The following is a 24,835-nucleotide window of genomic DNA, read 5'->3' on the forward strand; positions in this document are numbered from 1 at the left end:
TTCGTACTGGTTGGATGCTCGGTGGAGCTGTAAACCTAAAATCTCCAACGCTCAGGATTCCTCCGTGTTCACGCGGAGGAGGATGTCAAGCACTGATCGTACGACGGCCGAGCGATCAGTCCGCCGCTCGCTCGACCTCGAGGTACTTCTCGTTGAGTTCCCACTCGCCGTCGCCGTTCTTGATCATGTACTCGCCGTAGTAGGGAACCCGGTTCTCGACGGTCTCGCGGAACGCCTCGCGAATCTCGGGTTTGGTCATCTCGCCCATCGGCCGGAGGTCGTCGTTGCGGTTCAGACAGCCCTTCAGGTAGCCTTCGTGGGTGACGCGAACCCGGTGGCAGTTCGCACAGAAGGTGGGGTTCTCGACGGGGTCGACGATCTCGACCATCCCGCTTCCCTCGTCGCCGGCCTCGCCGCCGACCCAGTACCGTTTTCGGTCGTGCATCTCGCGGTGTTCTACCTCGACGGCCTGCTCTGCGAGCCAGTCGTGGACGCGCTGAATATCGATGTTCCACTCCGGCTTGCCCGTCAGTTCGGGCATGTACTCGATCAACTGCAACTGGAGCCCCTCGTTTTCCGCGACGTGGTCGACCATCTCCGGGACGTAGCCCGCCGTGTGTTCGAAGACGACCATGTTGAGTTTGACCGGATCGAGGCCGGCCTCGAGGGCGGCGTCGACGCCTTCGAGCACTTTCTCGTAGGCGCCGCTTTTCGTGACGGCCGCGAAGTCCTCCGGATCGAGCGCGTCCTGGGAGACGTTGACCCGCTCTAAGCCGGCGTCGACGAGGTCCGCGGCCCGGCCGGGGAGGAAGGTTCCGTTGGTTGTCAGCGAGACCTCCATCTCCTCGGGCGTTCGGCGGATGATCTCCTCTAAATCCTGCCTGAGCATCGGCTCCCCGCCGGTGAACTTCACCGCGTCGACGTCGAACTCGGCGGCGACCTCGAGAAACCGAACGACGTCGTCGGTCGACATCTCGTCGTCCTGTGGATCCATCGGTCCCCGCGTATCACCCAGCCCCTCGTTGTGACAGTAGACGCAGTCGAAGTTACACCGATCGGTGAGCGAGACTCGAACCCCGGTCACCTCCCGCTCGAACTCGTCGGTGAGCATAGCTACTGATTGCAGGCGGATCCGCTTAAGCAGACAGGGTATTTCAGGTGGATAGTAACCGAATTCGGTTTCGTGGATCCACGGAACGTAACAGCGAATCGGTGCGTCGGTGACGAGTCCTGGTCACCTCGCCGCGGCAGAAGAACTACCTCCCCGACGGCCGAACGTGAGCGCATGGACGAGACCATGCTCGAGGACCAGCGCCGACTCGTCGAACTCGTCGAGAGCGAGGGCTGGGACGTGACCGATCTCGAGATTTCGGCCTACGACAGCCCCTGGGCGGACGAGGACGACCCCGAGGCGACGGTGACGATTACGGCGCGGAAACCCTACGAGAGCGAGGGTGGAGACGACGGCGACGAGGACGGTGACGACGACGAGAATCCCTTTCGCCTGAAGTGATCGGTCACCGTCGCCCTTCGAGTACGATCCGTTCGGAATACCTGTCGTCATCCGACTCACTCGGAGCGATCGGATCGTCTCCGGATTTCGACGAGTGATCTGGCGGCAGTTACCGCCGAAGGACGTCCCATTTCTCGCGGTACGCGACCAGCATCAATTCGATCGACGTCACTCGATCCGTCCACAACACGTCTCGGCGATCCTCGTAGGCGCGTTCGGCCGCCTCTGCGAACCGATCGTCTCCGTGATCAACGCGAGCAAAAAGTCGTTTCGGCGTCCGTCGTCGTCGCTGACGCGCATGCGGTTCGCTACGCTCCAAAGAGAGGTCGTTCTTCCGTCACACCGGCCTTGGCGGAGAAATAGAGTCCGTACGGAAAATCTGCTCTAGACGGGAACTGGGTTCGGTGTCCCCAAATCAGCCCTTGATGTTACAGACGGGGAACGTCCGCGCCACTTTGTCGCCGATGCCGAGTTCGTCCGAGACGCGGACGACTTCGTCGACGTCCTTGTAGACGCCCGGTGCCTCCTCGGCGACCGTCGCGCCCGACTGGGCCTTGACGTAGATCTGGTCCTGCTCCTCGAGTTCCTGCTGGACGTCGCCGCCCCAGTACTCGTCTTTGGCCTGCGTGCGGCTCATCAGTCGACCCGCGCCGTGGGCCGTCGAACCGAACGTCAGATCCATCGAGTTCTCGCCGCCTCGGAGGACGTAGTTGCCCGCACCCATACTGCCGGGGATGATGACCGGCTGGCCGACGTCGCGGTACGCCTTCGGCACTTCGGGGTGGCCAGCGGGGAACGCCCGCGTGGCGCCCTTGCGGTGGACGTAGAGTTCGCGCTCTTTACCCTCCACGGTGTGGGTCTCCTTCTTCGCGATGTTGTGAGCGACGTCGTACAGCAGCTCCATCTCCATGTCTTCCCACGAGCGGTCGAAGACGCGCTCGAACACCTGCCGCGTGCGGTGCATGATCAGCTGGCGGTTGACCCACGCGAAGTTGATCGCCGCGTTCATCGCCGCGTAGTAGTCCTCGGCCAACTGCGAGCCCGCGGGCGCCGCCGCGAGCTCCTTGTCCGGCAGCTGGTTCAGCAGGCCCTGGTGTTGCTGCTCGATCTTGCGCAGGTAGTCGTTGCAGGTCTGGTGACCGAGTCCGCGCGACCCGCAGTGGATGAGAACGACGATCTGGTCTTCCTCGAGGCCGAACGCCTCCCCGACCTCGTCGTCGAAGACGTCCGTCACGCGCTGGACCTCGAGGAAGTGGTTGCCCGAACCCAGCGAGCCGATCTGGTTTTTCCCGCGATCCTTGGCCTTCTGGCTGATCTTGTCGGCGTCGGCGCCCTCCCGCATGCCCTCGTCCTCGCAGTGGAGCAGGTCCTCCTCGACGGCGTGGCCGTGCTCGAGCGCCCAGTCGACGCCCCGTTCTAAGATTTCGTCGACGGTGTCGACGCCGGACTCGACGATGCCGCCGCCGCCGAGCCCCGATGGAACGTTGGCGAACAGCGAGTCGACCAGCTCCTCTTCGCGACCCTGGAGCTCGTCGTAGGTCAGGTTCGTTCGCATCATCCTGACGCCGCAGTTGATATCGTAGCCGACCGCTCCCGGCGAAATACAGCCGTTCTCGGCGTCCAGCGCGCCGACGCCGCCGACGGGGAAGCCATAGCCCTGGTGGCCGTCGGGCATGCAGATCGCGTAGTTCGTGATGCCGGGCAGGTGGGTCGTGTTCGTGATCTGTTCGAGGGTCTTGTCCTCCGAGATTTCCTCGAGGAGGGCCTCACTCGCCAGCACGCGCGCCGGCACGCGCATGTCTCCCTCCTGTGGAACCTCCCAGACGTACTCACGCACCTGCTCGAGCGTGATCCCGTCCGCGTCGAACGTGGGGTTGCTCATAGGTGGCGTTCAACGCCGAACGAAGAAAGATGTTCGTCTCTGTGGCCGACCGTTCGACAAACTGTCGCGGAAAACGACGGTCACTCCGGCACTGACAGCCCGCGGACCGTATCGTCTCACACGTCGAAAACGACGTACGCTTCCCAGCCGCCGTCGTCCGATTCGTCTCCGTCGGCCGCTGTCCGCTCGTCTTCGCCACCGACGCGCTCGAGTCGCATCTCGGAGTAGGTGACGGCCTTGACCTCGCGGGCGTCGACCTCGGTCAGCGGGACGTTGCGGGCGCTCGCCTCGAGCGACCACTCGGATTCGGATTCGCGCTCGCCGTCCGGGCGCTCGATCGAGTCGACGCGGTGGTCGACCGGCAGCGCCACCCGAACGTCCCGCAGGTAGATCAGTTCGTCGAGGTAGTCGAACAGCAGGGCCTCGCGGCTTTCCGCGGTCACCGAAAGGGTCTCTCGCTCGCCGACTCCGTCGGGGATGTCGTCGCAGGAGGCGGCCGCGAGTCCGTCGGCGACCGCGGCGAAGACGTCCTCGAGGGTTTCGCCGGTCGCCGCGACGGCGACGTCAGCGGTGTGCGCTCTGAGTTCGAACCGTCGGCCCTGCGCTCCGGTCATAGCTGTGCGATCCTTGGGGAGCCGTCGCCGTATGCCCGTCGGTTCGACAGATCGTCTCGGCGACGGCCGCGTCGCTGCGTCTGAGGCCGTCACACCCCTCCGGCGACCGGTGGAAACACAGACACTGGCCGACGGTACCTGTCAGCTGCGCCGTTCATTCACGATCGCTGTCAGCGGTTAGGTATCGACGCTTGCCGGTGGAATTATATTGACGACGGTGATAGAGTGAGACAGTGAGCGTCAACATCGACAGTCGCGTCGTCGCCCCGGGGAGCGACGACCTCGTCGACGAAGCCTGGCAGCTCAAAGAGGCGATCAACAGGCAGGAAGGCGTGCTCAAGCAGCGATATGACTTCTTCACGAATGCGTATCGCCGCTCGAAGGTCCACTGTTACGTCCAGGACGGGGAGCTGGTGGGGTTTGCGGCCGTCCGACGCGACGGCTACATTCTCTTTCTCGCGGTCAGCCCCGACTTCCGTGGCGAAGGGATCGGCAAGAAACTCATCGCGCGCGTGGCCGAAGACCACGATACGATCACCTGCCACGCCCGGACCAGCAACGAAAACGCCCTCCAGTTCTACGAACACCTCGGGTTCGAGATCAAGCGCCGCATCGACGACTACTACGAGGACGGCGGCGACGCCTACTATCTGAAACTCGGCTCCGACGTCGGAATCACCGACAAGATTTCGGAACTGATGCGGCGGTAACCGTCTCCGTCGACGGCGGTTTGCAGTCTCGCGAGTCGCCAGGTCGCGTGCTAATCGACCGTCCACGAAGTCGACCATTCGGCAGGATTATACGCCCCCATCCACGACTACTCGAGTCGTATGGAGGAGCGAACGAGGGCCTACCTTCGGGGGCGGTTCCGCGATCACTACCGACGGACGGAGATCACGCCGCCGCCGGCGGCCAACGAGCGCGAGTGGGGCTTTATCCCCTGGACCGAGGGACCCGACACCACGATGGTCCGCCACCGATCCTTACTCGAGCTCGGCGACCTTTCGGAGTTCCTCGTCCGCAAGCGCCCGCGACACGTCTACTTCTCCGCGGGCCGATTTCGCGATCCCGGCGCGAGTTCGATGGCCGCCAAGGACTGGCAGTCGGCCGACCTCGTCTTCGATTTAGACGCCGACCACCTGCCGAGTGTCACCCTCGGCGAGGACTCCTACGCGGAGATGCTCGCGAAGTGTAAAGACGCGCTCCTGCGGCTGCTCGACTTCCTCGAGGACGACTTCGGTTTCGAGGACCTCGAGGTCGTCTTCTCGGGCGGACGCGGGTATCACGTCCACGTTCGCGACGAATCCGTCTTGCACCTCGAACGGGAACACCGCCGCGAGATCGTCGATTACGTCCGCGGGATCGGCATGGAGTACGAGGAACTGATCGAGACCGAGACCGTCGCTGGACTGGGGCGGAAGACGCCGACCGAGCGCCGCACCCTGGAGATCGACGGCGGCTGGGGCAAGCGAACGCACGATCACCTGCTGGCGTTCGTCGACGACCTCCTCGAGATGGACGAAGACGACGCCCTCGATCGGCTCCAGGAGTTCGACGGCTTCGGCGAGGGGAAAGCGCAGGCAGCCCTGAACGCGGCCCGAAACAACCGCGAGGGGATCGAATCGGGCAACGTGACCGTCCACACGGCCATCTCCCAGCTCGCCGAACGGTTCGCTTCGCGGGCCGTCGAACGGGACAACGCGCCCATCGACGAACCCGTCACGACCGACACGAACCGGCTCATCCGCCTGCCGGGGAGTCTCCACGGCGGCAGCGGTCTCGAGACGATGCGTCTCGAGCGCGACGCGATCGCCGACTTCGATCCGCTCGTCGACGCCGTTCCGGAGACGTTTACGAACCACGAGATCACGGTCGACGTGAGCCGGGGCGGCGAGGTCGAACTCGGAGGAGATAGCTTTACGGTCACGGAGGGAGACCAGTCGCTACCGGAGTACGTTGCCGTGTTCTTGATGGCACGCGGCCGCGCCGAGAAGGAGAAAGAATGAATCTAGACGAGTTACGTTCCGTCCAGAGCAAGGAGCGCCAGAAGGACAGTCTCCAGAATCTGCGCCCCTCGTTCTACCAGGAGGTCGGCGAGTACATCGCCGATCTGGAGGACGAACGTGACCGCGTCGCCGACCAGGTCGACGACCCCTTTTCCTCGCCCGAGGTCGGCCGACTCACCGACGAGATCGAGACCGCCAAGGACGTCGTCGAAGCCATCTACGAGCGCCGGATGGGCAAACTCGTCAAACAGGCCAGCCTCGCCGCGGCGGGGATGGCGGCCAACGACGAGGGACTTACCGCCGAGGAGGCCGACCTCTTCGACGACCTCGTCGACCGCATCGGCTCGAACAAATCGCGAGTGCTCGACGTCCTCGAGGGCGTCGACCCCGCGGATGGGGCCGGCGAAGCGGGAGCCGACCACGAGCGATCCGCGGCGACCGAACCCGCTCGAGGCGACGAGCCAGCCGAACCGGGCTCGGACCCGACGGCTGCTGATCCGGTCGACGGGGCCGGTCCGATCGACGACGCGCCCGCACCGTCCGACGCGGCCGGTGCGGACGACGCGACCACCGCAGACGACGCGCCGCCGGTTCCGCCGCAGGAGCCGCCGGCCGACGTCGATCCCGCCGCGTCGGCCGCAAGCGGCGAGTCCGATACCGCAAGCGCCGACTCGGATTCCGTCTCTCCCGCCGACGTCATGGGCGGCGACGGCCCCTCGATCGACGAGCCCCAGCCCCCCGAGCCGCCGGCGGACGGTCCGCCGGGCGAGCCCGACGCGACCGACTCGAGCCCGGCGGCGTCCGAAAGCCGAGACGAGGCGGGCCGCGAGGACGGGACGACCGACGACGTCGAGCGCGTGACCGTCCGGATCACCCGCGATATCGGCTCGATTCTCGGCGTCGACGACCGCGAGTACTCGCTGTCGACCGACGACGTCGTCACGCTTCCCGAGCAGAACGCGACGCCGCTGCTCGAGCAGGAAGCAGCCGAGTCCCTCGAGTAGTCGCGTCGCTCGGTACGTCCGCGAGTGTCTGGCGAGTGGGACTGCACGACGAGCGTGAGAACGATCGCTGCGACTCGAGTGCGAAGAGAAGGAGAGCGGATCGACGCGACAGTCGCCGACGGTCAGTCGCCGAACTGTCCGGCCGTCGTGGTCTCCGATTGTGCGTGACCCGTCCCAGGCCCGGGCCCGGGCTCGGGCGTCTGCGCGGGGACCGCCTGCGAACGCGACTGCGCCGTCGCCTCGGCGAGTCGGTGGACGAGCGAACTACTCACGAGTTGCTGGACGACGTGGAACGCGGTGATCGCGGCGATAACCGCACCGCCGCCGACGACGGCACCGACCATCACCGAGACGCTCATGTTCTTCATCGAACTCGAGAAAAGGACGGTGACGCAGTCGTCGCTTCGCATCCCGCGAGCGTAGCAGCCGTAGGAGAGTCCCGCGCTGAGACAGAGCGCGGCGACGGCGAGGAGGCCGACGAACGCGAGGTCGACGGGATCGACCGAGAGGGGCGACCCGCCGACGCCGACGTAGATCAGCGCGCCGAGCGTGGCGACCGAAAAGCCGTCCAGCTGGCGCTCGGTGACGGTCCCGTTCGGGACGAAGTACGCGAGGACGCCGCCGATCGCGATGATCGCCGCGAGTTCGGCGACGAGGGAACCGACGGAGAGTTCGACCGTCGACTCCGCGAAGACCGCGATGAGCGACGGCATGACGACGGGTGCGAGGACCATCGACGCGAGGACGGTAACCGTCGCGAGGAGCGTGTTTCCGCCGCCGAGACGCGTCCAGATGATCGAACTGCCGGCCGCGAGCGGCGCCGAGAGAACGACTAGCACGCCGAGTAAGAGCTCTCCGGAAAGCACCACGGCAGCGACCGGATACAGCGCGAGGGGAACGAGCAGGTAGAGACAGACGAGCGAGGCGAGGACGGGCCTCGAGAGACGTCGACTCGAGAGTTCACCGACGCTGAATCCGTAAAACGCGGTGAAGATCAAGCCGGCGACGAGGACGGGGATGAGCGGTTCGAGCGGTGCGGCGAATCCGGGGACGGCCACACCGGCGATCGTAGCGACGATAACGACGAGCAGCGACTGCTGGGACTGGAGGGTGTTCCTGAGTCGGTTCATGTATCGAACGATAGCACCGTCTATCGAAAGATCAGATATAGGTCTTTTCAACCGATCTTCCCCAAATTCGATTGCTGTCAGCCGCGATAACTTCGCGAAAGAGTCGCATTCGCACGCGGATTGTTGGACGGTCGATGATTTCGAAGTCGACGACTGTCTCGAGAGGTTCTACGAGCACCGTCCTAAACCACAACACATACAACAGGACTCGCTAACAGACGGCTATGCTCGACGTCGGCGACGAAGCACCGGAGTTCGCACTGGCAAACCAGCACGGTGAAACGGTCCGGCGAACCGATTTCGAAGGCGAGCGGCTCGTCGTGTACTTCTATCCGCGGGCCGACACCGACGGCTGCACCACCGAAGCACGCGCGTTCGACGACGCGAAAGCCGACTTCGGCGACCGCGGCGTCTCGATCGTCGGCATCAGCGACGATCCAGTCGACGACCTCGAGTCCTTCGCCGCGAAATACGATCTCGGATTCGACCTGCTCTCGGACGAGATGGGCGAGGTCGCGACGCTGTACGACTCCTACGGCGAAAAGCAGATGTTCGGCAACACGTTCGACGGCGTCTTCCGCAACACCTACGTCCTCGATCCCGAGGGTCGCGTCGAGGCCGTCTACGAGAACGTCACGCCCGAGGGTCACGCCGAGGAGATCCTCGCCGATCTCGAGGATTCGACGACCGAAGCGACGCCCTGACGAGGGCTGTCTGCGGTGGCCAAATCGTCGACTCTCACCGACTCGAGGCGGTTTCCGAGCGCCTAAGTGACCGGCCGCGAACCGACTACTCGAGAAGGGATCTGACGGGATGACACTCTCGGACAACGACAGGGCGATCGCGCGGTTTACGATGCTCGCACACGGAATCGTCCACTGGTTCGAACTGGCGATTCCGATCTTTCTGGTGGTCTGGCTCGACGTCTTCGACGTGAGCGTCGCGCTCGTGGGCCTCATCGTCGCGCTCGGCTACGCGCCGTTCGGACTCGGCGCGCTCCCGGCGGGCGTGCTCGTCGATCGCTACGGGCCGCGCCGACTCGTTCTCGTCTGTCTGGGCGGGATGAGCCTCGCGTTCGCGACGCTCGCGCTCGCCCCGTCGATCTACGCCGTCGCGGCCAGCCTGCTCGTCTGGGGGATCGTCGCCAGCGTCTACCATCCCGCCGGACTCGCACTCATCAGCACCGGCGTCGAGGACCGCGGGACGGTCTTCGCCCGCCACGGAATCGCTGGCAACCTCGGCATCGCGCTCGGTCCGTTCGCGACCGCGACGCTCCTGCTCGTCCTCGAGTGGCGACTCGTCGCCGTCGCACTCGCCGTTCCCGGCCTGTTGGCGGCCCTTTACGGGCTTCGACTCGAGTTCGACCCGACGGCCGCCACGGACTCCACCGACGCCGGCTCGGCCGGATCGCTCTCCGGCTCCGAATTCCTCGAGAACTCCCGCTCGCTGTTCGCCGGCGCGTTCGTGCTCGTCTTCGCGGTCGTCACGTTCGTCGGCCTCTACTACCGCGGCGTTCTCACCTACCTGCCCGAACTGCTCGGTGACCTGCCGGCGATGAGCGGTATCGAACCGCCGGGCGGCCTCGAGGAACTCGAACTGGGCGATTACATCTACGTCGGGCTGCTGGTCGCCGGCATGGCCGGCCAGTACGTCGGCGGAAAACTGACCAACCGAGTCCCCGTCGCTCGCGGTCTGGTCGTCGTCTTCGTCGGGCTCGCCGTTCTGGCGGTCGCGTTCGTTCCGGTCTCCGGGCTGGGGATCGCCGCGGTCGTCGCGTACTGTGCCGTCCTTGGCTTCGCGCTGTTCGCGATCGAACCGTTCTACCAGGAGGCCGTCGCGGTCTACACGCCGCCGGACTCCCGGGGGCTCTCCTACGGCTACACCTACCTCGGGATGTTCGGACTGGGCGCGATCAGCATCGCCGTCGGCGGCGCGGTCCTCGAGTACGCGACGATGGCCGCGTTCTTCGGCGCGCTCGCGGTGGTCGCCCTGATCGGGGCTGGGACCGCGCTCGCGTTGCTCGCTCGTCCGATTCCGAGCGGTATCGGAACGGGGGAGTCGACGGCGGCGACCGAAGACGCTGCCGACGACTGAGACGGATTGCTGTCCCGATGTCCCGGCGCAACCGCCGCCCGGGTCGTGGGTGCGCCGGGCCTGACGGACAGTACCCCGTATGAAACGCGGTCGCTACGTCCCCGAACGATCGGCTGGGATGGATCCGAAGACGAGTACGATCGGAAAACGGACCGAACAAAACAGAATCGAGAGAGATCGGCTACGGCGACCGCGACGTTACTGGAACGTGCGACCGAGTTGGTCCTGTTCCTGTGCCGGTTCGGCCGCGTTGAACTCCTGTTCGATCTCCTCGTAGCGTTCACGCGTCTCGGCGGTCACGCTCGCGTTGACTTCCTCGAGGGCGTGCTCGAAGTGCTCCTTGCTGAGGCGAACGTTGCCGATCGTGTCGTCGATATCGTCGGGCTCGACCGAGTTGATGAACTCGCGGCTGGCCTGCATCGAGGCCTCGCGACAGACGGCTTCGACGTCGGCGCCGACGTAGCCCTCGGTCTCGGCGGCCAACCAGTCCAGGTCGACCGCGTCGGCCAGTGGCTTGTTGCGGGTGTGAACCTCGAAGATCTTCTTGCGTGCGTCCTCGTCGGGAACCGGCACGTGGACGTGGCGGTCGAGCCGGCCGGGACGGAGCAGCGCCGAGTCGATCAGGTCGGGTCGGTTAGTCGTCGCGATGACGACGACGTCCTCGAGTTCCTCGAGCCCGTCGAGTTCGGTCAGCAGCTGGCTGACGACGCGTTCGCCGACGCCGGAGTCGCCCTGTCGCTGGCCGCGTTCGCCCGCAATCGAGTCGATCTCGTCGAAGAAGATCACGGTCGGGGCGTTCGAACGGGCCTTCTCGAAGACCTCACGGACGCCCTTCTCGGACTCGCCGACGTACTTGTTCAGCAGCTCCGGCCCCTTGATCGAGATGAAGTTCGACTGGGCCTCGTTGGCCACGGCCTTCGCGAGCAGCGTCTTCCCGGTGCCCGGCGGGCCGTACATGAGGACGCCCTTGGCGGCCTGCATGTCGAGTTGGTCGAACACCTCGGGGTAGTCAAGCGGCCACTGGACGTTCTCGCGGAGGCGTTCTTTGGTTCCCTCGAGGCCGCCGACGTCGTTCCAGGTGACGTCGGGCACTTCGACGAAGACCTCGCGCATCGCCGAGGGCTGGATACCCTTGAGCGCTTCCTTGAAGTCGTTCTCGGTGACCTTCAGGGTCTCTAAGACCTCGGCGTCGATCTCGTCTTCCTCCAGATCGAGGTCGGGACGGATACGCCGGAGGGCGTTCATCGCGCCCTCGCGGGTCAGGCTCTCGAGGTCGGCGCCGACGAAGCCGTGGGTGTTCTCGGCGTAGCGATCGAGGTCGATCGATTCCGAGAGCGGCATCCCGCGGGTGTGAACCTGCAGGATCTCCTTGCGGCCGTCCTTGTCGGGGACGCCGATCTCGATCTCGCGGTCGAAGCGGCCGCCGCGGCGCAGCGCGGGGTCGATGTCGTCGATGCGGTTCGTCGCGGCGATGACGGTGACGCGACCCCGTTCCTCGAGGCCGTCCATCAGGCTGAGCAGTTGCGCGACGACGCGTCGTTCGACGTCGCCGCCGGCCTCCTCGCGCTTGGCGGCGATGGAGTCGAGCTCGTCGATGAAGATGATCGCGGGGGCGTTCTCTTCTGCCTCCTCGAACACCTCTCGGAGCTGCTCTTCCGACTCACCGTAGTACTTCGACATGATCTCCGGTCCGGAGATCGTCTCGAAGTGGGCGTCGATCTCGTTGGCGACGGCCTTCGCCATGAGCGTCTTCCCGGTGCCCGGCGGGCCGTGCAGGAGGACGCCCTTCGGCGGCTCGATGCCCAGCTGCTGGAACAGCTCGGGGTGGCGCATCGGCAGCTCGATCATCTCGCGAACCTGGTCGAGTTCGCTGTCCAGGCCACCGATGTCCTCGTAGGTGACGTTCGGGACGCCCTCGGCGGAAGCGCCGGGGCCGCCGGAGCTGACCTGTTCGGCCGGCGTCTCGGAGATCTCGATGTTCGTCGAGTCCGTGATGACGACGGTGCCCGACGGCGACGTGCTCGCGATCTTCAGCGGCACCGACTGGCCGGAACTGGCCATCGGCCCGAACGACAGCGAGAACGGCACCGTCTGGCCTTCGGCGACGGCCTGTCCGGACAGCTTGTCCCGGACGAGCGGGCCGATGTCCCCGCGAATGCGTAGATTCTGGGGGAGCGCGACCGTCACCGACTTGGCCGGGTTGACGTCCGCGGGTTCGATCTCGACGCGGTCGTCGATCCCGACGTCGGCTTCCTGCCGAAGCCGGCCGTCGATCCGGACGATCCCGCGCCCTTCGTCCTCGGGGTAGCCCGGCCAGACGCGCGCGACGGCCTGACTGTCGCCGCCGCCGCGAATAACGATGTAATCGCCGTTCTCGAGCTCGAGTTCGCGCATCGAAACGCGATCGATCGCGGCCAGTCCGCGCCCTGCGTCCTTCTGTTTCAGTGGTTTGACGGTGAGTTTCATAGATCGCCCTCCAGTTCGACAGTGAGGACGCCGTTTTTGATAAACGTGTGCGCGTCGCCTGCACCGTCGGGAAGTTCGATCTCGTACTGTTCATCCTCGACGACGACGATAACCGTCCCGTCGACGAGGTCGACCGAAGCCTCCGCGTGATCGGCCCCGAAGTCGACGGCGAGCACCGAGCACTCGTCGTACTCGTAGCGCCGCGCCACCTGTCCCTCCTCACGGGTGAATTGCTCGAGAGTCATGCTTCAACTAACCCAAAGTAAGTGGTCTTAGTATATAAATCTTGTGCCAGTCGATCGCGATACGGGGGCGTGTTCGAGGAAAGTTGGTTGTTCGTAGTTCACACCAGAATTGCCGGCGCCGCGCTCGAGGTAATGTCGTCGACGAGACAGGACCAGTCGTGGTCGAGAGTTTTTCCCCTCGAGTGTTTAAGCCCGTCCCGCTCGTGCGTAGACGTATGCAGACGGTCACACACCACGGTCGCAAGACGGCCTACGAGCTCACCGACCGCGGCGGCGACGGACCGCCGCTCTGTTTCGTCCACGGGAGCGGCGGCTCTCGCGACGTCTGGAAAGGGCAACACCGCCTCGCCGACCGCAACCCGATCGTCGCGCTCGATCTGAGCGGACACGGAGAGTCCGCGGATATCGACGCCGAACCCGGCTACGCGACGCTGTCGGCGTACGTCGACGATGTCGCCGCCGTCCTCGAGGCGACCGACAGCCGCGTGCTCGTCGGCAACTCGCTCGGCGGCGCCGTCGCGATGCAACTCCTGATCGAGCGCGACCCCGACCTCGACGCGGCGGTACTGGCCGGTACCGGCGCCCGTCTCGGCGTCCTCGAAGACCTCCTCGACTGGCTCGAGGACGACTTCGAGCGAGCGATCGACTTCCTTCACGAGCCGGGTCGCCTCTTCGAGGATCCCGACCCGGAACTGCGCGACGAATCGATGGAACAACTCCGCGAAACCGGACGACAGGTCACTCACCGCGACTTCCTGACCTGCCACCGATTCGACGTACGCGCTGATCTCTCGGCGATCGACGTCCCGACCCTCGCGATCTACGGTGAGGGCGATCGATTGACGCCGCCGCGGTACCACGAGTACCTCGCCGACGAGATCGACGACGCCTGGATCGCCGGCCTCGAGGACGCGGCCCACCTGGCGATGCTCGAGCAGCCGGCGGCGTTCAACGCCGCGCTCGCGGAGTTTCTGGACGTCGTTTCCGAACGGACCGAAGAGTACTGAGCCGCGCGAAACGCATCGAGTCGTCCCGTCGCCGGTCGGTCGGGAGACCGAGTCAACAAATGAGCGTAGCGGTCGATCAGTCACCCGCGTGACCGACGCCGCTCGTCTCGAAAACCGAACTCGTCACCGAGCGTCGGCGAGCGCGACGAACGACTCGTCGGTCGCCGTGAGCCACGCCGCGGACGCGTCCGCTCGATCGAGTCGCGACGGAAACATCGTACAGACGGCGACCCCGTCACGTTCGACGGTGACGTGCTGGAGGGACGTTCCGCGACCGGGCGCTGCGCCGGAGCCGGTCGGTTCGGATACCGCTTCGATCGTGGACTCGGGGCCGTTTGACGGATGTTCGGTCATCGTTCGATGGTCGTCCGTAGCCGACCGAAGTATATAAATTATTCCGGCAGATGGTATATGTTCCTAAACCACCATAAAATGGGATAATATGTTTGGTGGCGGGAGGACGGAACGGTCCAGCGGCCGTACAGCCAACCGAAACGACACGGTGACACGGAAGACGGTACCCGAAGGTGCTACCGATCGTCAGTACAGGTCTTCGAGGTCGCTCTGTTCGTGGCTGTGTTCCTCGGCGGGGAACGCGCCCGACTCGACGGCGTCGACGTAGTCGTCGACGGCCGACTCCATCTCGGCGCGGACGTTCCCGAACTGCTCGGAGAAGGAGGGCGTCCACTCGCTGATGCCGACGGCGTCGTCGAAGACGAGCACCTGTCCGTCGCAGTCGGGCCCGGCGCCGATGCCGATCGTCGGTATCTCGAGTGCGTCGGTGATCTCGGCGGCGACGTTCGAGGGCACGTGCTCTAAGACGAGCGAGAACGCGCCGGCCTCCTCGTGGGCGCGTGCGAGTTCGAGCATCTGCTCGGCCGCGGCCTGGTCGGTCCCCTGGCGGGGGTAGCCGCCGTACTGGTTGACGTGCTGGGGTGTGAGTCCGAGGTGGGCCATCACCGGAATGCCGAGTTGGACCATCTTTTCCGTGAGCTCGACGGTGTGGGGACCGCTCTCGAGTTTGACCGCCTGCGCGTCCTCCTCTTTGAGCATCCGACCGGCGTTTTCCAGACTCTCGGCCTCGTCGACGCCGAACGACAGGAACGGCATGTCGGCGACGACCAGCGCGTCCTCGGTCGCCCTCGAGACCGCGCCGACGTGGTGGGCGATTCCGTCGACGGTGACGGGAACCGTCGTCTCGTGGCCGAGCACGACGTTGCCGACGCTATCGCCGACGAGAATGATATCGACGCCCGCATCGTCGACGATGGCGGCCGTCGGCGCGTCGTAGGCCGTCAGCATCGTGATCGGTTCCTCGCCTGCCTTCTCTCTGACGTCCCGTACGGTGGGCATACTCGAGCGTTCGTTGCCGGTGAGTAAATGGTACCGTTCTCCGCGCGACACTGTGTCGAACGGTCCGCCTGCGTCGGTCCCGATCGCCGAAGCCGCGGCACTTAAGAGGGCTGCGTCGCGACTGTCGCTCGTGCCAGAACCCGTCGAAACGACCACTCCCGACGGCGTGGACTACGGCTGGGTGATGCAGGTCACCTTCGTGGTCACGATCCTCGTCGGCGCGCCGATCGTCGCGGTGCTCTCGCTGAACGCGGACCTTCCGTCGTGGGGCGCCCGCGCCGAGTTCGCGATCCGCGTCGGTGCGCCGATCTGGTTTCTGACCGCACTCGCCGTCTTCGCGTACGCAAAACGGAAGCAGGAGTAGCCTCGCGTCGACCCGTACGGCCGCGGTCCATGTCAGCGTCCTCGAGCCAGCGCCTCCGAGACGTCAAACGCCGGACGGACCGTCACCGACGTACTCGAAGGCGACGCCCGCCCGTTCTGCCGTCACCTGATCCCGCTCCGAGTCGCCCACGAACAGCGACGCCCCGGGGTCGGCCTCGAGTCGATCCACCGCCTCGAGCAGCGGTTCGGGATGGGGCTTTCGCGTCGCGACCGTGTCGCGCCCGACGACCGCGTCGACCGCGTGGACGAGGTCGTGTTCCTCGAGCGCGATCCGGCAGGCCGCCTCGCAGTTGAGCGAACAGACGCCTACGGGCACCGAGCGCTCGAGCAGTTCGTCGGCGTGGCCCAGTCGTGGCGCGGTCGTCGCCCCCTCGCGCTCGTGGGCGGCGATCGCCGACTCCACCTCGGACCCCAGTCCGACGTCGCTCGCGCCGCCGAGCAAGCCCCAGAGGTCCTGGCTCGGGGGCTCGACGGCCGCGCTTTCGTACACCTCGAGGACATCTCCGGCGACGGCGTCCCAGTCGACGTCGAGATCGACGAGCGTGCCGTCGAGGTCGTAGACGATCGCGTCGTAGTCGGACATGAGAGTGCGTAGGGACGGCGCAGGAATAGTGACTTCGGTCTCCGACACGCACGGAGACGACACGAGGGCAACTCGAGTCGCCGCCACCCCCCAGTATTTCGTCGTCGGCCGTCGAATCCCACCGTATGCGACTCTCGACGCCACCGCTCGTAATCGGGTTCCTGCTGTTCGTGATATGAATTTTGAGCGCACACCTGCGTCTTCAGGCGCAGGTCGAGCGGTAGGCCCAATGGAACGTCCGGCGTCGAAAGCCGACATGGATTTCGACCGCAATCGTTTTGTTGTGGCCCGACGTAACATGAAGTGCTACGAATACCGTGAGATGCCGTCCCCGAACCACAAGGGGAAGCGGACCAGCGGTGGTTCGCACGGCGATGACATGGTATTCGACGGGGCCTGTTTGACCGGGCCACAGCCCTACACGAGGGAGGAAACGAGAGTTCCTCCGGTATCAAGCGAGAGCTTGGCTCTCGCGGACCGTCGGAAGACTGTGTCTTCCGAGATGCTGCCGGTTCCCTCTGAGTGCGGGCTGGAACCTCGAACGCCACACTCGGCGGAAATCCGATGGTCGGATTCCACGTCTTTCAGGGCGTGGAGGAGGTCAACCCCATTCCCGTCTTACCGCCGCTCGTCGGAACGACGATCGGGATCGTCCTCCTGCTCGTCGGCCTGTTCCTCCGATTTCTCGGCGTGTGAATCGGTCGCGAGAGCGATCACGCGTCGCTGTCGGCTGCACCATCGGCTGTTTCGAGTCGCCTCGAGCGGTTGGGGTGGTGTGCTCGAGGGAGGTTTGGCCGCTGGGGCGGGTGGCGGGTCGCGATGCGAACGGCCGAGCGGGAGGGGTGAAAACATTCGAGAAATCTCGCGCCGCTACGCGTCGCTCGTCGACGTAGTCGTCGTAGAAGCGCCGAGAGGGGGATTTGAACAACGCGAAGACGATCGGTCTCACTCCGTTCGACCGCTGCGTCTTCTCTCGTTCAAACCCCCGTAGTCGTTTTCCAGCGACGTGATTGACTCGCACCGCTATGCGGTGCTCGTCGGGAATTGTCGCTGGAAAACGCCGAGAGGGAGATTTGAACTCCCGAGTCCGTGAGGACAGCAGATTTCGAATCTGCCGCCTTGGCCGGGCTAGGCTATCTCGGCTCACTCGCATATACCCGGGAGACGTTTTTACCCGTTTCGATTCTTCTCGGAGGATGTGACTCGGTGCCGTCCCCTCCACCGATGCGAGACCGAACCCACGCCGGCCTCGAGTCCAGCCGCTCGCCACGCCGCTTGCACGATCGGTCGTCGCGTCGGAACACGGGGACAGGATGCCGACGCGAGATTGCCGGTTATACTGTCGGACAGCAGTTAGTGCACCGTCGGTCGTGAATTCGCGGTCGGCTCCGACGGCGACGACCGCAGTCGCGCGACCGATCGGCAACGCGTGCTGTCCGGCAGTATTAGATGATGTCGCCGATCCGTCGCGGTTCGCCCTGGAGATCCGGCTGTTCGGCGACGATCTTCAGCACTTCGTGGTCGGTAACGTCGTAGTAGGTCTTCTCGGTGGCCTCCTCGATGAGTTCGCGCTCGAGGCGGAACTCGGTTCCTTCGTAGACCACGTCGACTCCTTCGTCGTCGAACGCGAGCGTCGTCATGGCGGGTGCTACGGGGTGGGACAGTAAAAGGGAGGCGACTGCCATCGCTCGGAGCGGTCGACGCCAGTAGGTGCTGACACCGTGACGTCACCGATCGTTCCGTCGACGTCGTTTCTCGGTCCGATTATCGCCGGTTATCGTCACTCGCGTGAGACGCACGTCAGACGCACGACAGACGACGCGCGAGATTTATTAGTGGATGCCCCCTTTGGGGCGAAGTGTGGCCTTCAGCAGGGATCCGCTCGACGAACTCGTCGTCCCCGACGGGACGGAAGCCAAGGAAGTCGACCTCGTAACCGACGGTGACGTCCTCGTCGGGGGGCGGTCGACCGTCGAGTTCGGCGTGCGCGGCCGAAACGTCCTCGCCGGCGAAGGCGTCGAGTTCGGCGGCGCGATCGAAGCCGAAGGAGACTGTCGGCTGGACATGTGGTGTGACGTCGCCGAGAACGTACTGGTCGGCCAGGACGCCTACATCGGCGAGCGGGTCCACGTCAGCGGCGAGATGAAAGTCGCCGGCGACCTCGACATCGGCGACGACGTCGAGATCGACGAAGGATTCGAGGCCAACGGCTGGATCGTCATCCGCAATCCGATGCCGACCATCGTCTTCCTGTTCGTCTACCTCAAACACCTTCTGCTCATCGGCGAGGACGAGACGGCCCAGAAGCTCGTCTCCGAGATCGTCGACGAGGACGAAAAGATCGAGACCGAACCGCTCGTCATCCCGCAGAACGCGACGGTCAGCGACGACGCCTGGCGGGTTTCGACGCCGGCGACGATCGGCGACGACTGTCGACTCCACGGCAACGTCCGCGCCGAGACGATCGACGTCGGAACCGACACGACGATCTTCGGCAGCCTCCGCGCCCGCGGCGACGTCACCGTCGGCAGCGGAACCCGAATCCACGGCGATCTGACCACCCGCAAGGGAGACGTCACGATCGACGGCGACGCGCGAATCCTCGGCGACGTCTCCTGTGCGGACCTCGAGATCGGACCCGAGGCGGAGATCGACGGCACGATCCGCGCCAACGGCGAGATCACGATGGGAACGACCGAACGCGAACCGGAGTGACCGCGGGTTCGCCGTCTTCCCCGCTGTCGTCGAGCGTTCGCGCGTCGCGTGACGCCATCCAGCGTACTTAGTTCACCGTCGCGTTTCTCTCAGTGAATACCGACCGCGTTCTTATTGCCGATAATTGCGATAGTGGGTCGCAAGCATGGGAGAGAAAAACACGCATTTGGGATGGAGGGAACCGTGCGATCCATCGTTCTGACGAAAGGCGTCCCGGATTTTTCGGAGGGTGCCGTCTCCTTCGACGAGGACGGCCACCTGGAACGCGGGAAGACCCCGACCGTGATGAACCCCAACGACGAGGTCGCGCTCCGTGCGGCCCTTCAGACGCGGGTTCGCCACGGCGGCCACGTCAGCGGGATGAGCATGGGGCCACCCGGCTACGGCGATGTGCTCCGGGAAGCCATGGAGTCGGTCTACACCGACGACAACTACCTCCTCTCCGACCGAGAGCTCGCGGCCTCGGACACGTGGGCGACGGCGATCACGCTCAGCGCCGGCCTCGAGACCTATCAAGCGGAGGTCGGCGATATCGACCTCGTCTTCGCTGGGTTCAAGACAGCCGACGGCGAGACCGGCCAGACCGGACCGCAGACCGCCTGGGCGATGGACTGGCCGATCGTCACCCACGTCGTCGCGCTCGAGGTCGATCCCGACGAACGGCGACTGCGCGCCAAGCGACTCGTCGAGGGCGACGTCGACGAAATCGAGACTGTCGAAGCTCCGCTTCCCTGTTTCGTCATCACTGACCCGGAGTTCGAGCCGAGCTACCGGCAGGCCTCCCACCGGCTGACGCGCAAGCGACTCCGCGAAGAGACGCGAGAACGCGCGGCCGACCACGACGACCACCTGACCACGTGGAACCACGAGGATCTGAACCTCGACCCCGACTACATCGGCCTCGACGGCTCGCCGACGATCGTCTCCTCGGTCGATCCGATCCCCAAGGCGCCCTCGGAGCGCGAGGCGACGATGGTCGATCCGACCGACGCGGACGCGATGGACGACGTTCTCGAGGAGCTTCGGCCCCACGCGGCAGGTACGTCCGACCACGCGACGGAGGCGGGTGATTGAGATGAGCGACAGCAACACGGACGACGAGACGGACGACGGGCTCGGCCACCCCACGCGCGATAAGAAACACGTTCGAGCGCTCGAGGACGGCCACTACGAGGATATCTGGGTGTTCTGCGAGACCCAGCGAGGGGAGTTGCTCGACGTCTCCCTCGAGATGCTCGGCAAGGCGCGAGAGCTGATGGATCAGTTCGCCGATGATTACGGCGAGGAGGAGCGCGTCGTCGCCTTCCTCATGGGCGACGACTGCGAGGGACTCGCCGAGGAGTGTATCGCCCGCGGCGCCGACGTCGCCGTCTATCACGACGACGAGCGACTCGAGCGATTCCTGCACAAACCGTACACCGAGATCGCAGCCCACATGGCCCGCGGTGAGGGCTCACTCGAGAGCACCGACTGGCGCGAGTACGATAAGCCCCGGTACGTCCTGTTTCCCGCGACGAACAACGGGCGGGACCTCTCGGCGAAGGTGCAGGCCGAACTCGACTCGGGACTCGCCTCGGACTGTTCGGACCTCTTCATCGAGGAGAACGAGGTCTCGAACCCGGTCAAGACCGGCGAACCCGGCGTCAAGAAGACCTTCGAGAAGGTGTTGCACATGAAGCGGCCGGATTTCTCGGGTTTCGAGTACTCGACGATCCTCTGTCTGGACAACCCCGGCCGGGAGTTCCACCCGCAGGGGGCGTCGGTCATTCCGGGCAGCTTCGAACCGATGGAACCGGACCCCGAACGGGAGGGACTGGTCGTCGAACACGAGATGGAACTCGAGGACGACTGGTTCCGCGTCGAGATCACCGATGCCGACCGCCTCGAGGAGGGCGTCGACCTCACGGGTCACGACGTCGTCGTCTGCCTCGGCCGTGGGATCGCCGACGATCCTACCGGGGGGATGGAGCTCGGACTCGAGCTGGTCGACGCCTTCGAGGACGCCGCACTCGGGATCACGCGCGGCATCGTCACCTCCTCCTACGAGTTCGAGGGCCACGTCGAGGCGTACGCGAGCGAGGAGCGCCAGATCGGCGAAACCGGACAGGTCGTCGCGCCCGACCTCTACGTCGCCGCGGGCGTCTCGGGGGCCGTCCAACACAAGGTCGGCATGGACGAGTCAGACACCATCGTCGCCATCAATACCGACACCGACGCCCGCATCCGCGACTTCTCGGATTACTTCGTCGAGGGCGACCTCTTCGAGGTCCTCCCGCGGCTCACCGAGGCGGTGAAATCCGATGCGGCCGAGATCGCACTCGAGCCGACGCCCGACGCGGAAGCCGAAGTGGAGGCCGGCGCCGCCGTCGGAGGTGATGAGGATGACTGACGAGACCGACGCGTACGAACACTACGAGGCCGTCGTCGTCGGCGGCGGTCCCGGCGGGGCCGCGGCCGCCGCCAGGCTGGCCGAACACGGTGTCGAGACGCTCGTCCTGGAGCGCGGGACGGAGGCGGGCTCGAAGAACGTCTCCGGCGGGCTCATCTACGCCGAGGAGTCGGCACCGTACACGATCGACGACCTCTTCGAGGGCTTCCGCGAGGAGGCATCCGAACGTCCGGTCACGGACTACCACATTCACAACGTCGCGGGCGACTCGGTCAAAAGCTACGAACTGACCGACCTCCACGAGCACGACACAGACTGGTGCGACGCGGTCTTGCGCCGCCGGATGGACTCGTGGCTCCAGCGGCGGGTCCACGAGAAGACCAGCGAGACGGGCGGCGGCGTGCTGACCGGCGTCCGCGTGAACGGTCTCCTGCGAGACGGCGGCGAGATCGTCGGCGTCACCTGCGACGAACTCGAGCCGATCACGGCCGACCTGATCGTCGCGGCCGACGGCGTCAACTCCGAACTCGCCCGCGATGCGGGCCTGATGGACTGGGAGGAGCCCGACGAGTGGTTCCAGGGTGTCAAGGCCGTCGTCGACATGGACCGCGAGACCATCGACGATCGCTTCGGTCTCGAGGGCGAGGACGGCGTCGCCCACCTGTTCTCGGGCGACCTCTTCGAGGGCGTCCGCGGCGGCGGCTTCCTGTATACGAACGCGGACTCGCTGTCGATCGGGACCGTCTTCCACCTCGACAGCCTCGTCGAGGAGCGCGCCGAGCCCCACGAACTGCTCGACGCCCTGCTCACCCATCCCCTGCTGGCCCAGTGGCTGCGCGACGACTACGTCGAACGCGAGTACGCCGCGAAGCTCGTCCCCGATTCGAAGAAGGTCGTCCACCCCGAGCCCTACCGCGGCCGGCTCGTTCTGGTCGGCGACGCCGCCGGCCAGATGCAGGCCCAGGGGCCGATCATCAAGGGGATGAACCACGCCGTCACCGCCGGCGCGCTCGCGGCCGACGCTTTCGTCGCCGAGCGCGGCAGCGCCGATCCCGAGGCCGCGGGGCGACGGTACGCGAACTGGCTCGAGGAGTCGGGGACGATGGACAAGCTTCGACCGCGACGCTACGAGGCCGTCCGGGCCGTCGGGGAAGACGACCGCGTCACCGACGCCGTCGAGCGGGTACTCGACTCGCGGCTGGGCTCGCTCGCGATCGGCAACCCGATCGCCGACTGGGCGCTGAAGCGGGCGTACAACTCGCCGTTCCTGATCTCGATGCTCCCCGACACGCGGACGGGATACGTCACGCTCCCCACGATCGTCGCCGAGGAACACGGCCGGACGCTCCACTGGGGAAGCGAGGTCGACCCGCCCTCGCTCGAGGAGCGGATCGGCGACCTCACCTACGATACGGACGTCGGCAACCCCCACATCGAGCTCCGGGATCAGTCCGCCGACTCGAGCGGCGACGCGGTTCGCGCGTGTCCGGTCAGCGCCGAGAGCTTCGGCGGCGGCTGCTACCGATCGGAGGAGATCAAACGCAACGGCACCGCGGAGACGGTCGTCAGCCTCGACACCCAGCCCTGCATCGAGTGCGGAACGTGTGCGATCGTCGCCGACACCGAGTGGGAACACCCCCGCGGCGGCAAGGGCGTCGAGTATCGCGAGGGCTAGCCGTGAGTCGGTACGGCCCGCGGATCGCCGCCCTCGAGCGCCGTGCCGAACGCGAGCGCCGGGCCGTCGCGGACGGACTGGTCGAGCCGTCGCCCGAGGATGCGCCAGCCTACCTCCGCGACGGCGCCGGACAGGCGATCTGGTGTTACGTCGAGGCCCGGACCGGCGGCCGACTGGTTGCGCTGTCTGCGGCCGAGTTCGAAGCCCTCGAGCGAGCGATGAACCGCTGGCTCGAGTGTTACACGCGGTGTTACGGGGTCGACCTCGAGGCCGAGTTCACGGTTCGAGTCGCCGCGGAACTGTTACTGGAGACGCAAAACGTCGACGACGTCGGGCAGATATTAACTGGCGTCCCGGAGCGTTCGGCCTGACCGTTTCGGACGACCGACGACACCGTCGTGAGTATTCGAGTCGAACGACCGTCCCCGAAACGGCCCCAACGGATATTTTGACAACTATCGTGGCCTCTCTCAGTCCTTTTCGAATAATATCAGTATCAGCGGTGTTTACTGGGACAGGTGTTATGGATGTATGGTTTGAGAGGTACTTCGTTACTACTGTTCAGCATTATCTCCCGGGAGTTTCTTCTGTTTGATTCGTGGCCGAAAAGTTAATTATGGAGGGGTGAGCACCAGTTGGGTATGCGTGACGTTAGTACGGGGGATACCCCCACACGTAGCGTGTCACGACGAAAATACCTCCAGCTCGGTGCTGGTGCATCGGCCGTGGCGCTAGCGGGGTGTCTCAGTAGTGGGGACGGGCTCGTCTACCTTTGCCGGGGCGGCGTGATCGAAGACGCTGAACGAGAAGTCCTCCAGGAGTGGGAAGACGAAAACGACATCGACATCCAGTTCGAGTCGGCGGCGGACGACTCCGCGATGATGGAGCAGATTTCGGCTGATCCAGGTGGGTACGACATCGTGACGCTGGCGCCGTACGGCCTCGCTCTGGAACGACACCACCCGGATTACGAGGACGACGACTACCTCGCCGAACTCGACTTCGGAGAGGTGCCGAACTACGAGGAGAACATCCAGGAGGAGTGGCGTAACGCGGATTTCCTCCAGGGAGACGACAAGGGGATGTTCTACCACATCTCGAACCAGGGCCTCGCGTACAACACGGACGAACTCGGCGAGGTCTCTTCGTGGGAGGACATCAAGGATCCCGATCTGGACGGCGAAGTGAGCCTCTTCGACAGCGCACCGACGCGGTTCGGACAGGCCTGTGCGGCGCTCGACATGGACGTCGCGGAAGTCGTCGACGACCTCGGCGACGGAGACGAGGAACCGTTCGAACAGGTGATGGGCGAGGTCGCAGAACAGCACCAGAACGTCTACCAGTACTGGCAGGCCGGGGACCAGTTCATGCAGGACCTCCGCGAAGGGCAGGCGACCGTCGCCTCCGCGTGGGGCGGGCGCGTCGAGATGCTCGCGCGCGACGAGGACGTCCCCGTCGACTACGTGATTCCCGAAGAGGGCTGTGTGAGCTGGTCCGTCGCCTTCTCGATCATCGAAGAAAGCGACATGAAAGAGGAGGCCTACGACCTGCTGAACTTCATCTACGAGGAGGAGACGGCCACGGATCTGGTCGAGCAACACTACTATCCGATGCCGCTCGAGGGCGATCACGAGGTCATGGAAGGGCGCTTCGAATCGCTCGACGCCGATAACGTGGTCTCGTTCAGCTGGCCCCACATCTTCGGTGCGATCGACACGATCGAAGAAGAGTTCGAGAGCATCAAACACGGGTAACGACCGCAGACAAACATTACC

Annotated in this window: 25 protein-coding genes and 1 tRNA gene; 15 read left to right on the forward strand and 11 right to left on the reverse strand. The window is 65.3% G+C overall.

What is annotated here, in order from left to right; genetic code table 11:
• Window positions 1-115: 115 nt before the first annotated feature.
• A complete protein-coding gene (moaA, locus tag C493_RS19905) occupies window positions 116-1,111 on the reverse strand; it encodes a GTP 3',8-cyclase MoaA (RefSeq protein WP_007261294.1) in 996 nt (331 codons plus the stop codon).
• Between the two features lie 174 nt (window positions 1,112-1,285).
• Between moaA and C493_RS19910 the strand changes: the two genes are divergently transcribed.
• Window positions 1,286-1,513: a hypothetical protein gene (locus C493_RS19910; RefSeq protein ID WP_007261295.1), complete on the forward strand. Its 228-nt coding sequence runs from the start codon at window positions 1,286-1,288 to the stop codon at window positions 1,511-1,513.
• 415 nt (window positions 1,514-1,928) lie between these two features.
• Here C493_RS19910 and C493_RS19915 read toward each other — a convergent pair whose 3' ends face one another.
• On the reverse strand, window positions 1,929-3,395 hold the full coding sequence (locus tag C493_RS19915) for an RtcB family protein (protein ID WP_007261296.1): 1,467 nt from the start codon (window positions 3,393-3,395) through the stop codon (window positions 1,929-1,931).
• Between the two features lie 116 nt (window positions 3,396-3,511).
• The gene (locus C493_RS19920) at window positions 3,512-4,009 is read right to left on the reverse strand and encodes an archease (RefSeq protein WP_007261297.1); all 498 of its coding nucleotides are present in this window, start codon (window positions 4,007-4,009) and stop codon (window positions 3,512-3,514) included.
• Between the two features lie 233 nt (window positions 4,010-4,242).
• Between C493_RS19920 and C493_RS19925 the strand changes: the two genes are divergently transcribed.
• From C493_RS19925 to C493_RS19935, 3 genes are all read left to right on the forward strand, one after another.
• Window positions 4,243-4,719: a GNAT family N-acetyltransferase gene (locus C493_RS19925; RefSeq protein WP_007261298.1), complete on the forward strand. Its 477-nt coding sequence runs from the start codon at window positions 4,243-4,245 to the stop codon at window positions 4,717-4,719.
• Window positions 4,720-4,839: 120 nt separating this feature from the next.
• Entirely contained in the window at window positions 4,840-6,015 is a 1,176-nt protein-coding gene (gene priS / locus C493_RS19930) for a DNA primase small subunit PriS (protein ID WP_007261299.1), read from the forward strand.
• Window positions 6,012-7,019, forward strand: a complete 1,008-nt coding sequence (locus C493_RS19935; RefSeq protein WP_007261300.1) for a hypothetical protein — start codon at window positions 6,012-6,014, stop codon at window positions 7,017-7,019. The genes priS and C493_RS19935 overlap by 4 nt, the downstream gene beginning before the upstream one ends.
• A gap of 122 nt (window positions 7,020-7,141) precedes the next feature.
• Here the strand turns inward: C493_RS19935 and C493_RS19940 are convergent, their stop codons facing one another.
• Complete coding sequence (locus tag C493_RS19940; RefSeq protein ID WP_007261301.1) at window positions 7,142-8,149, reverse strand: bile acid:sodium symporter family protein; 1,008 nt, start codon at window positions 8,147-8,149, stop codon at window positions 7,142-7,144.
• A gap of 224 nt (window positions 8,150-8,373) precedes the next feature.
• Here C493_RS19940 and bcp point away from each other — a divergent pair, with 224 nt between their 5' ends.
• Both bcp and C493_RS19950 read left to right on the forward strand, forming a co-directional pair.
• Window positions 8,374-8,853, forward strand: coding sequence for a thioredoxin-dependent thiol peroxidase (gene bcp / locus C493_RS19945; protein ID WP_007261302.1), 480 nt, complete (start codon window positions 8,374-8,376; stop codon window positions 8,851-8,853).
• Window positions 8,854-8,962: 109 nt separating this feature from the next.
• A complete protein-coding gene (locus C493_RS19950; RefSeq protein ID WP_007261303.1) occupies window positions 8,963-10,243 on the forward strand; it encodes an MFS transporter in 1,281 nt (426 codons plus the stop codon).
• Between the two features lie 198 nt (window positions 10,244-10,441).
• Here C493_RS19950 and C493_RS19955 read toward each other — a convergent pair whose 3' ends face one another.
• Window positions 10,442-12,709, reverse strand: a complete 2,268-nt coding sequence (locus tag C493_RS19955; protein ID WP_007261304.1) for a CDC48 family AAA ATPase — start codon at window positions 12,707-12,709, stop codon at window positions 10,442-10,444.
• A complete protein-coding gene (locus tag C493_RS19960; RefSeq protein ID WP_007261305.1) occupies window positions 12,706-12,954 on the reverse strand; it encodes a DUF7127 family protein in 249 nt (82 codons plus the stop codon). Before C493_RS19960 ends, C493_RS19955 begins: the two co-directional genes overlap by 4 nt.
• A gap of 215 nt (window positions 12,955-13,169) precedes the next feature.
• Between C493_RS19960 and C493_RS19965 the strand changes: the two genes are divergently transcribed.
• The gene (locus C493_RS19965; RefSeq protein WP_007261306.1) at window positions 13,170-13,961 is read left to right on the forward strand and encodes an alpha/beta fold hydrolase; all 792 of its coding nucleotides are present in this window, start codon (window positions 13,170-13,172) and stop codon (window positions 13,959-13,961) included.
• A 123-nt stretch (window positions 13,962-14,084) separates the two neighbouring features.
• Here C493_RS19965 and C493_RS19970 read toward each other — a convergent pair whose 3' ends face one another.
• Window positions 14,085-14,315 (reverse strand): DUF7511 domain-containing protein, encoded by a 231-nt coding sequence (locus C493_RS19970; RefSeq protein ID WP_007261307.1) that lies wholly within the window; start codon window positions 14,313-14,315, stop codon window positions 14,085-14,087.
• Window positions 14,316-14,501: 186 nt separating this feature from the next.
• Window positions 14,502-15,314: a 3-methyl-2-oxobutanoate hydroxymethyltransferase gene (gene panB, locus C493_RS19975; protein ID WP_007261308.1), complete on the reverse strand. Its 813-nt coding sequence runs from the start codon at window positions 15,312-15,314 to the stop codon at window positions 14,502-14,504.
• Window positions 15,315-15,444: 130 nt separating this feature from the next.
• Between panB and C493_RS19980 the strand changes: the two genes are divergently transcribed.
• Window positions 15,445-15,678 carry a DUF5822 domain-containing protein gene (locus C493_RS19980; RefSeq protein ID WP_049889531.1) on the forward strand — a complete coding sequence of 78 codons (234 nt, stop codon included), beginning with the start codon at window positions 15,445-15,447 and terminating at the stop codon, window positions 15,676-15,678.
• Between the two features lie 63 nt (window positions 15,679-15,741).
• On the opposite strand, the gene C493_RS19985 is transcribed toward C493_RS19980, so the two are convergent.
• Window positions 15,742-16,281, reverse strand: coding sequence for an HAD family hydrolase (locus tag C493_RS19985; protein WP_007261310.1), 540 nt, complete (start codon window positions 16,279-16,281; stop codon window positions 15,742-15,744).
• A gap of 564 nt (window positions 16,282-16,845) precedes the next feature.
• On the opposite strand from C493_RS19985, the gene C493_RS24105 reads away from it, so the two are divergent.
• On the forward strand, window positions 16,846-16,977 hold the full coding sequence (locus tag C493_RS24105; protein WP_275039842.1) for a hypothetical protein: 132 nt from the start codon (window positions 16,846-16,848) through the stop codon (window positions 16,975-16,977).
• Between the two features lie 362 nt (window positions 16,978-17,339).
• On the opposite strand, the gene C493_RS19990 is transcribed toward C493_RS24105, so the two are convergent.
• Together C493_RS19990 and C493_RS19995 are read right to left on the reverse strand one after the other, a co-directional pair.
• Window positions 17,340-17,424 (reverse strand) — tRNA-Ser (locus tag C493_RS19990).
• Window positions 17,425-17,726: 302 nt separating this feature from the next.
• Window positions 17,727-17,921 (reverse strand): DUF5800 family protein, encoded by a 195-nt coding sequence (locus tag C493_RS19995; protein WP_007261311.1) that lies wholly within the window; start codon window positions 17,919-17,921, stop codon window positions 17,727-17,729.
• 220 nt (window positions 17,922-18,141) lie between these two features.
• Here C493_RS19995 and C493_RS20000 point away from each other — a divergent pair, with 220 nt between their 5' ends.
• From C493_RS20000 to C493_RS20025, 6 genes are all read left to right on the forward strand, one after another.
• Window positions 18,142-18,996, forward strand: a complete 855-nt coding sequence (locus tag C493_RS20000) for a polymer-forming cytoskeletal protein (RefSeq protein ID WP_007261312.1) — start codon at window positions 18,142-18,144, stop codon at window positions 18,994-18,996.
• 183 nt (window positions 18,997-19,179) lie between these two features.
• Window positions 19,180-20,070, forward strand: coding sequence for an electron transfer flavoprotein subunit beta/FixA family protein (locus tag C493_RS20005; protein WP_049889532.1), 891 nt, complete (start codon window positions 19,180-19,182; stop codon window positions 20,068-20,070).
• A 1-nt stretch (window position 20,071) separates the two neighbouring features.
• Window positions 20,072-21,385: an electron transfer flavoprotein subunit alpha/FixB family protein gene (locus C493_RS20010; RefSeq protein ID WP_241430927.1), complete on the forward strand. Its 1,314-nt coding sequence runs from the start codon at window positions 20,072-20,074 to the stop codon at window positions 21,383-21,385.
• Window positions 21,378-23,060, forward strand: a complete 1,683-nt coding sequence (locus C493_RS20015; RefSeq protein ID WP_007261315.1) for an FAD-dependent monooxygenase — start codon at window positions 21,378-21,380, stop codon at window positions 23,058-23,060. The genes C493_RS20010 and C493_RS20015 overlap by 8 nt, the downstream gene beginning before the upstream one ends.
• A gap of 2 nt (window positions 23,061-23,062) precedes the next feature.
• Window positions 23,063-23,431, forward strand: a complete 369-nt coding sequence (locus C493_RS20020) for a hypothetical protein (RefSeq protein WP_007261316.1) — start codon at window positions 23,063-23,065, stop codon at window positions 23,429-23,431.
• Between the two features lie 309 nt (window positions 23,432-23,740).
• Entirely contained in the window at window positions 23,741-24,814 is a 1,074-nt protein-coding gene (locus C493_RS20025; protein WP_161606922.1) for an ABC transporter substrate-binding protein, read from the forward strand.
• Window positions 24,815-24,835 lie beyond the last annotated feature (21 nt).

The sequence above is a fragment of the Natronolimnohabitans innermongolicus JCM 12255 genome (assembly GCF_000337215.1).
GTDB lineage: Archaea > Halobacteriota > Halobacteria > Halobacteriales > Natrialbaceae > Natronolimnohabitans > Natronolimnohabitans innermongolicus.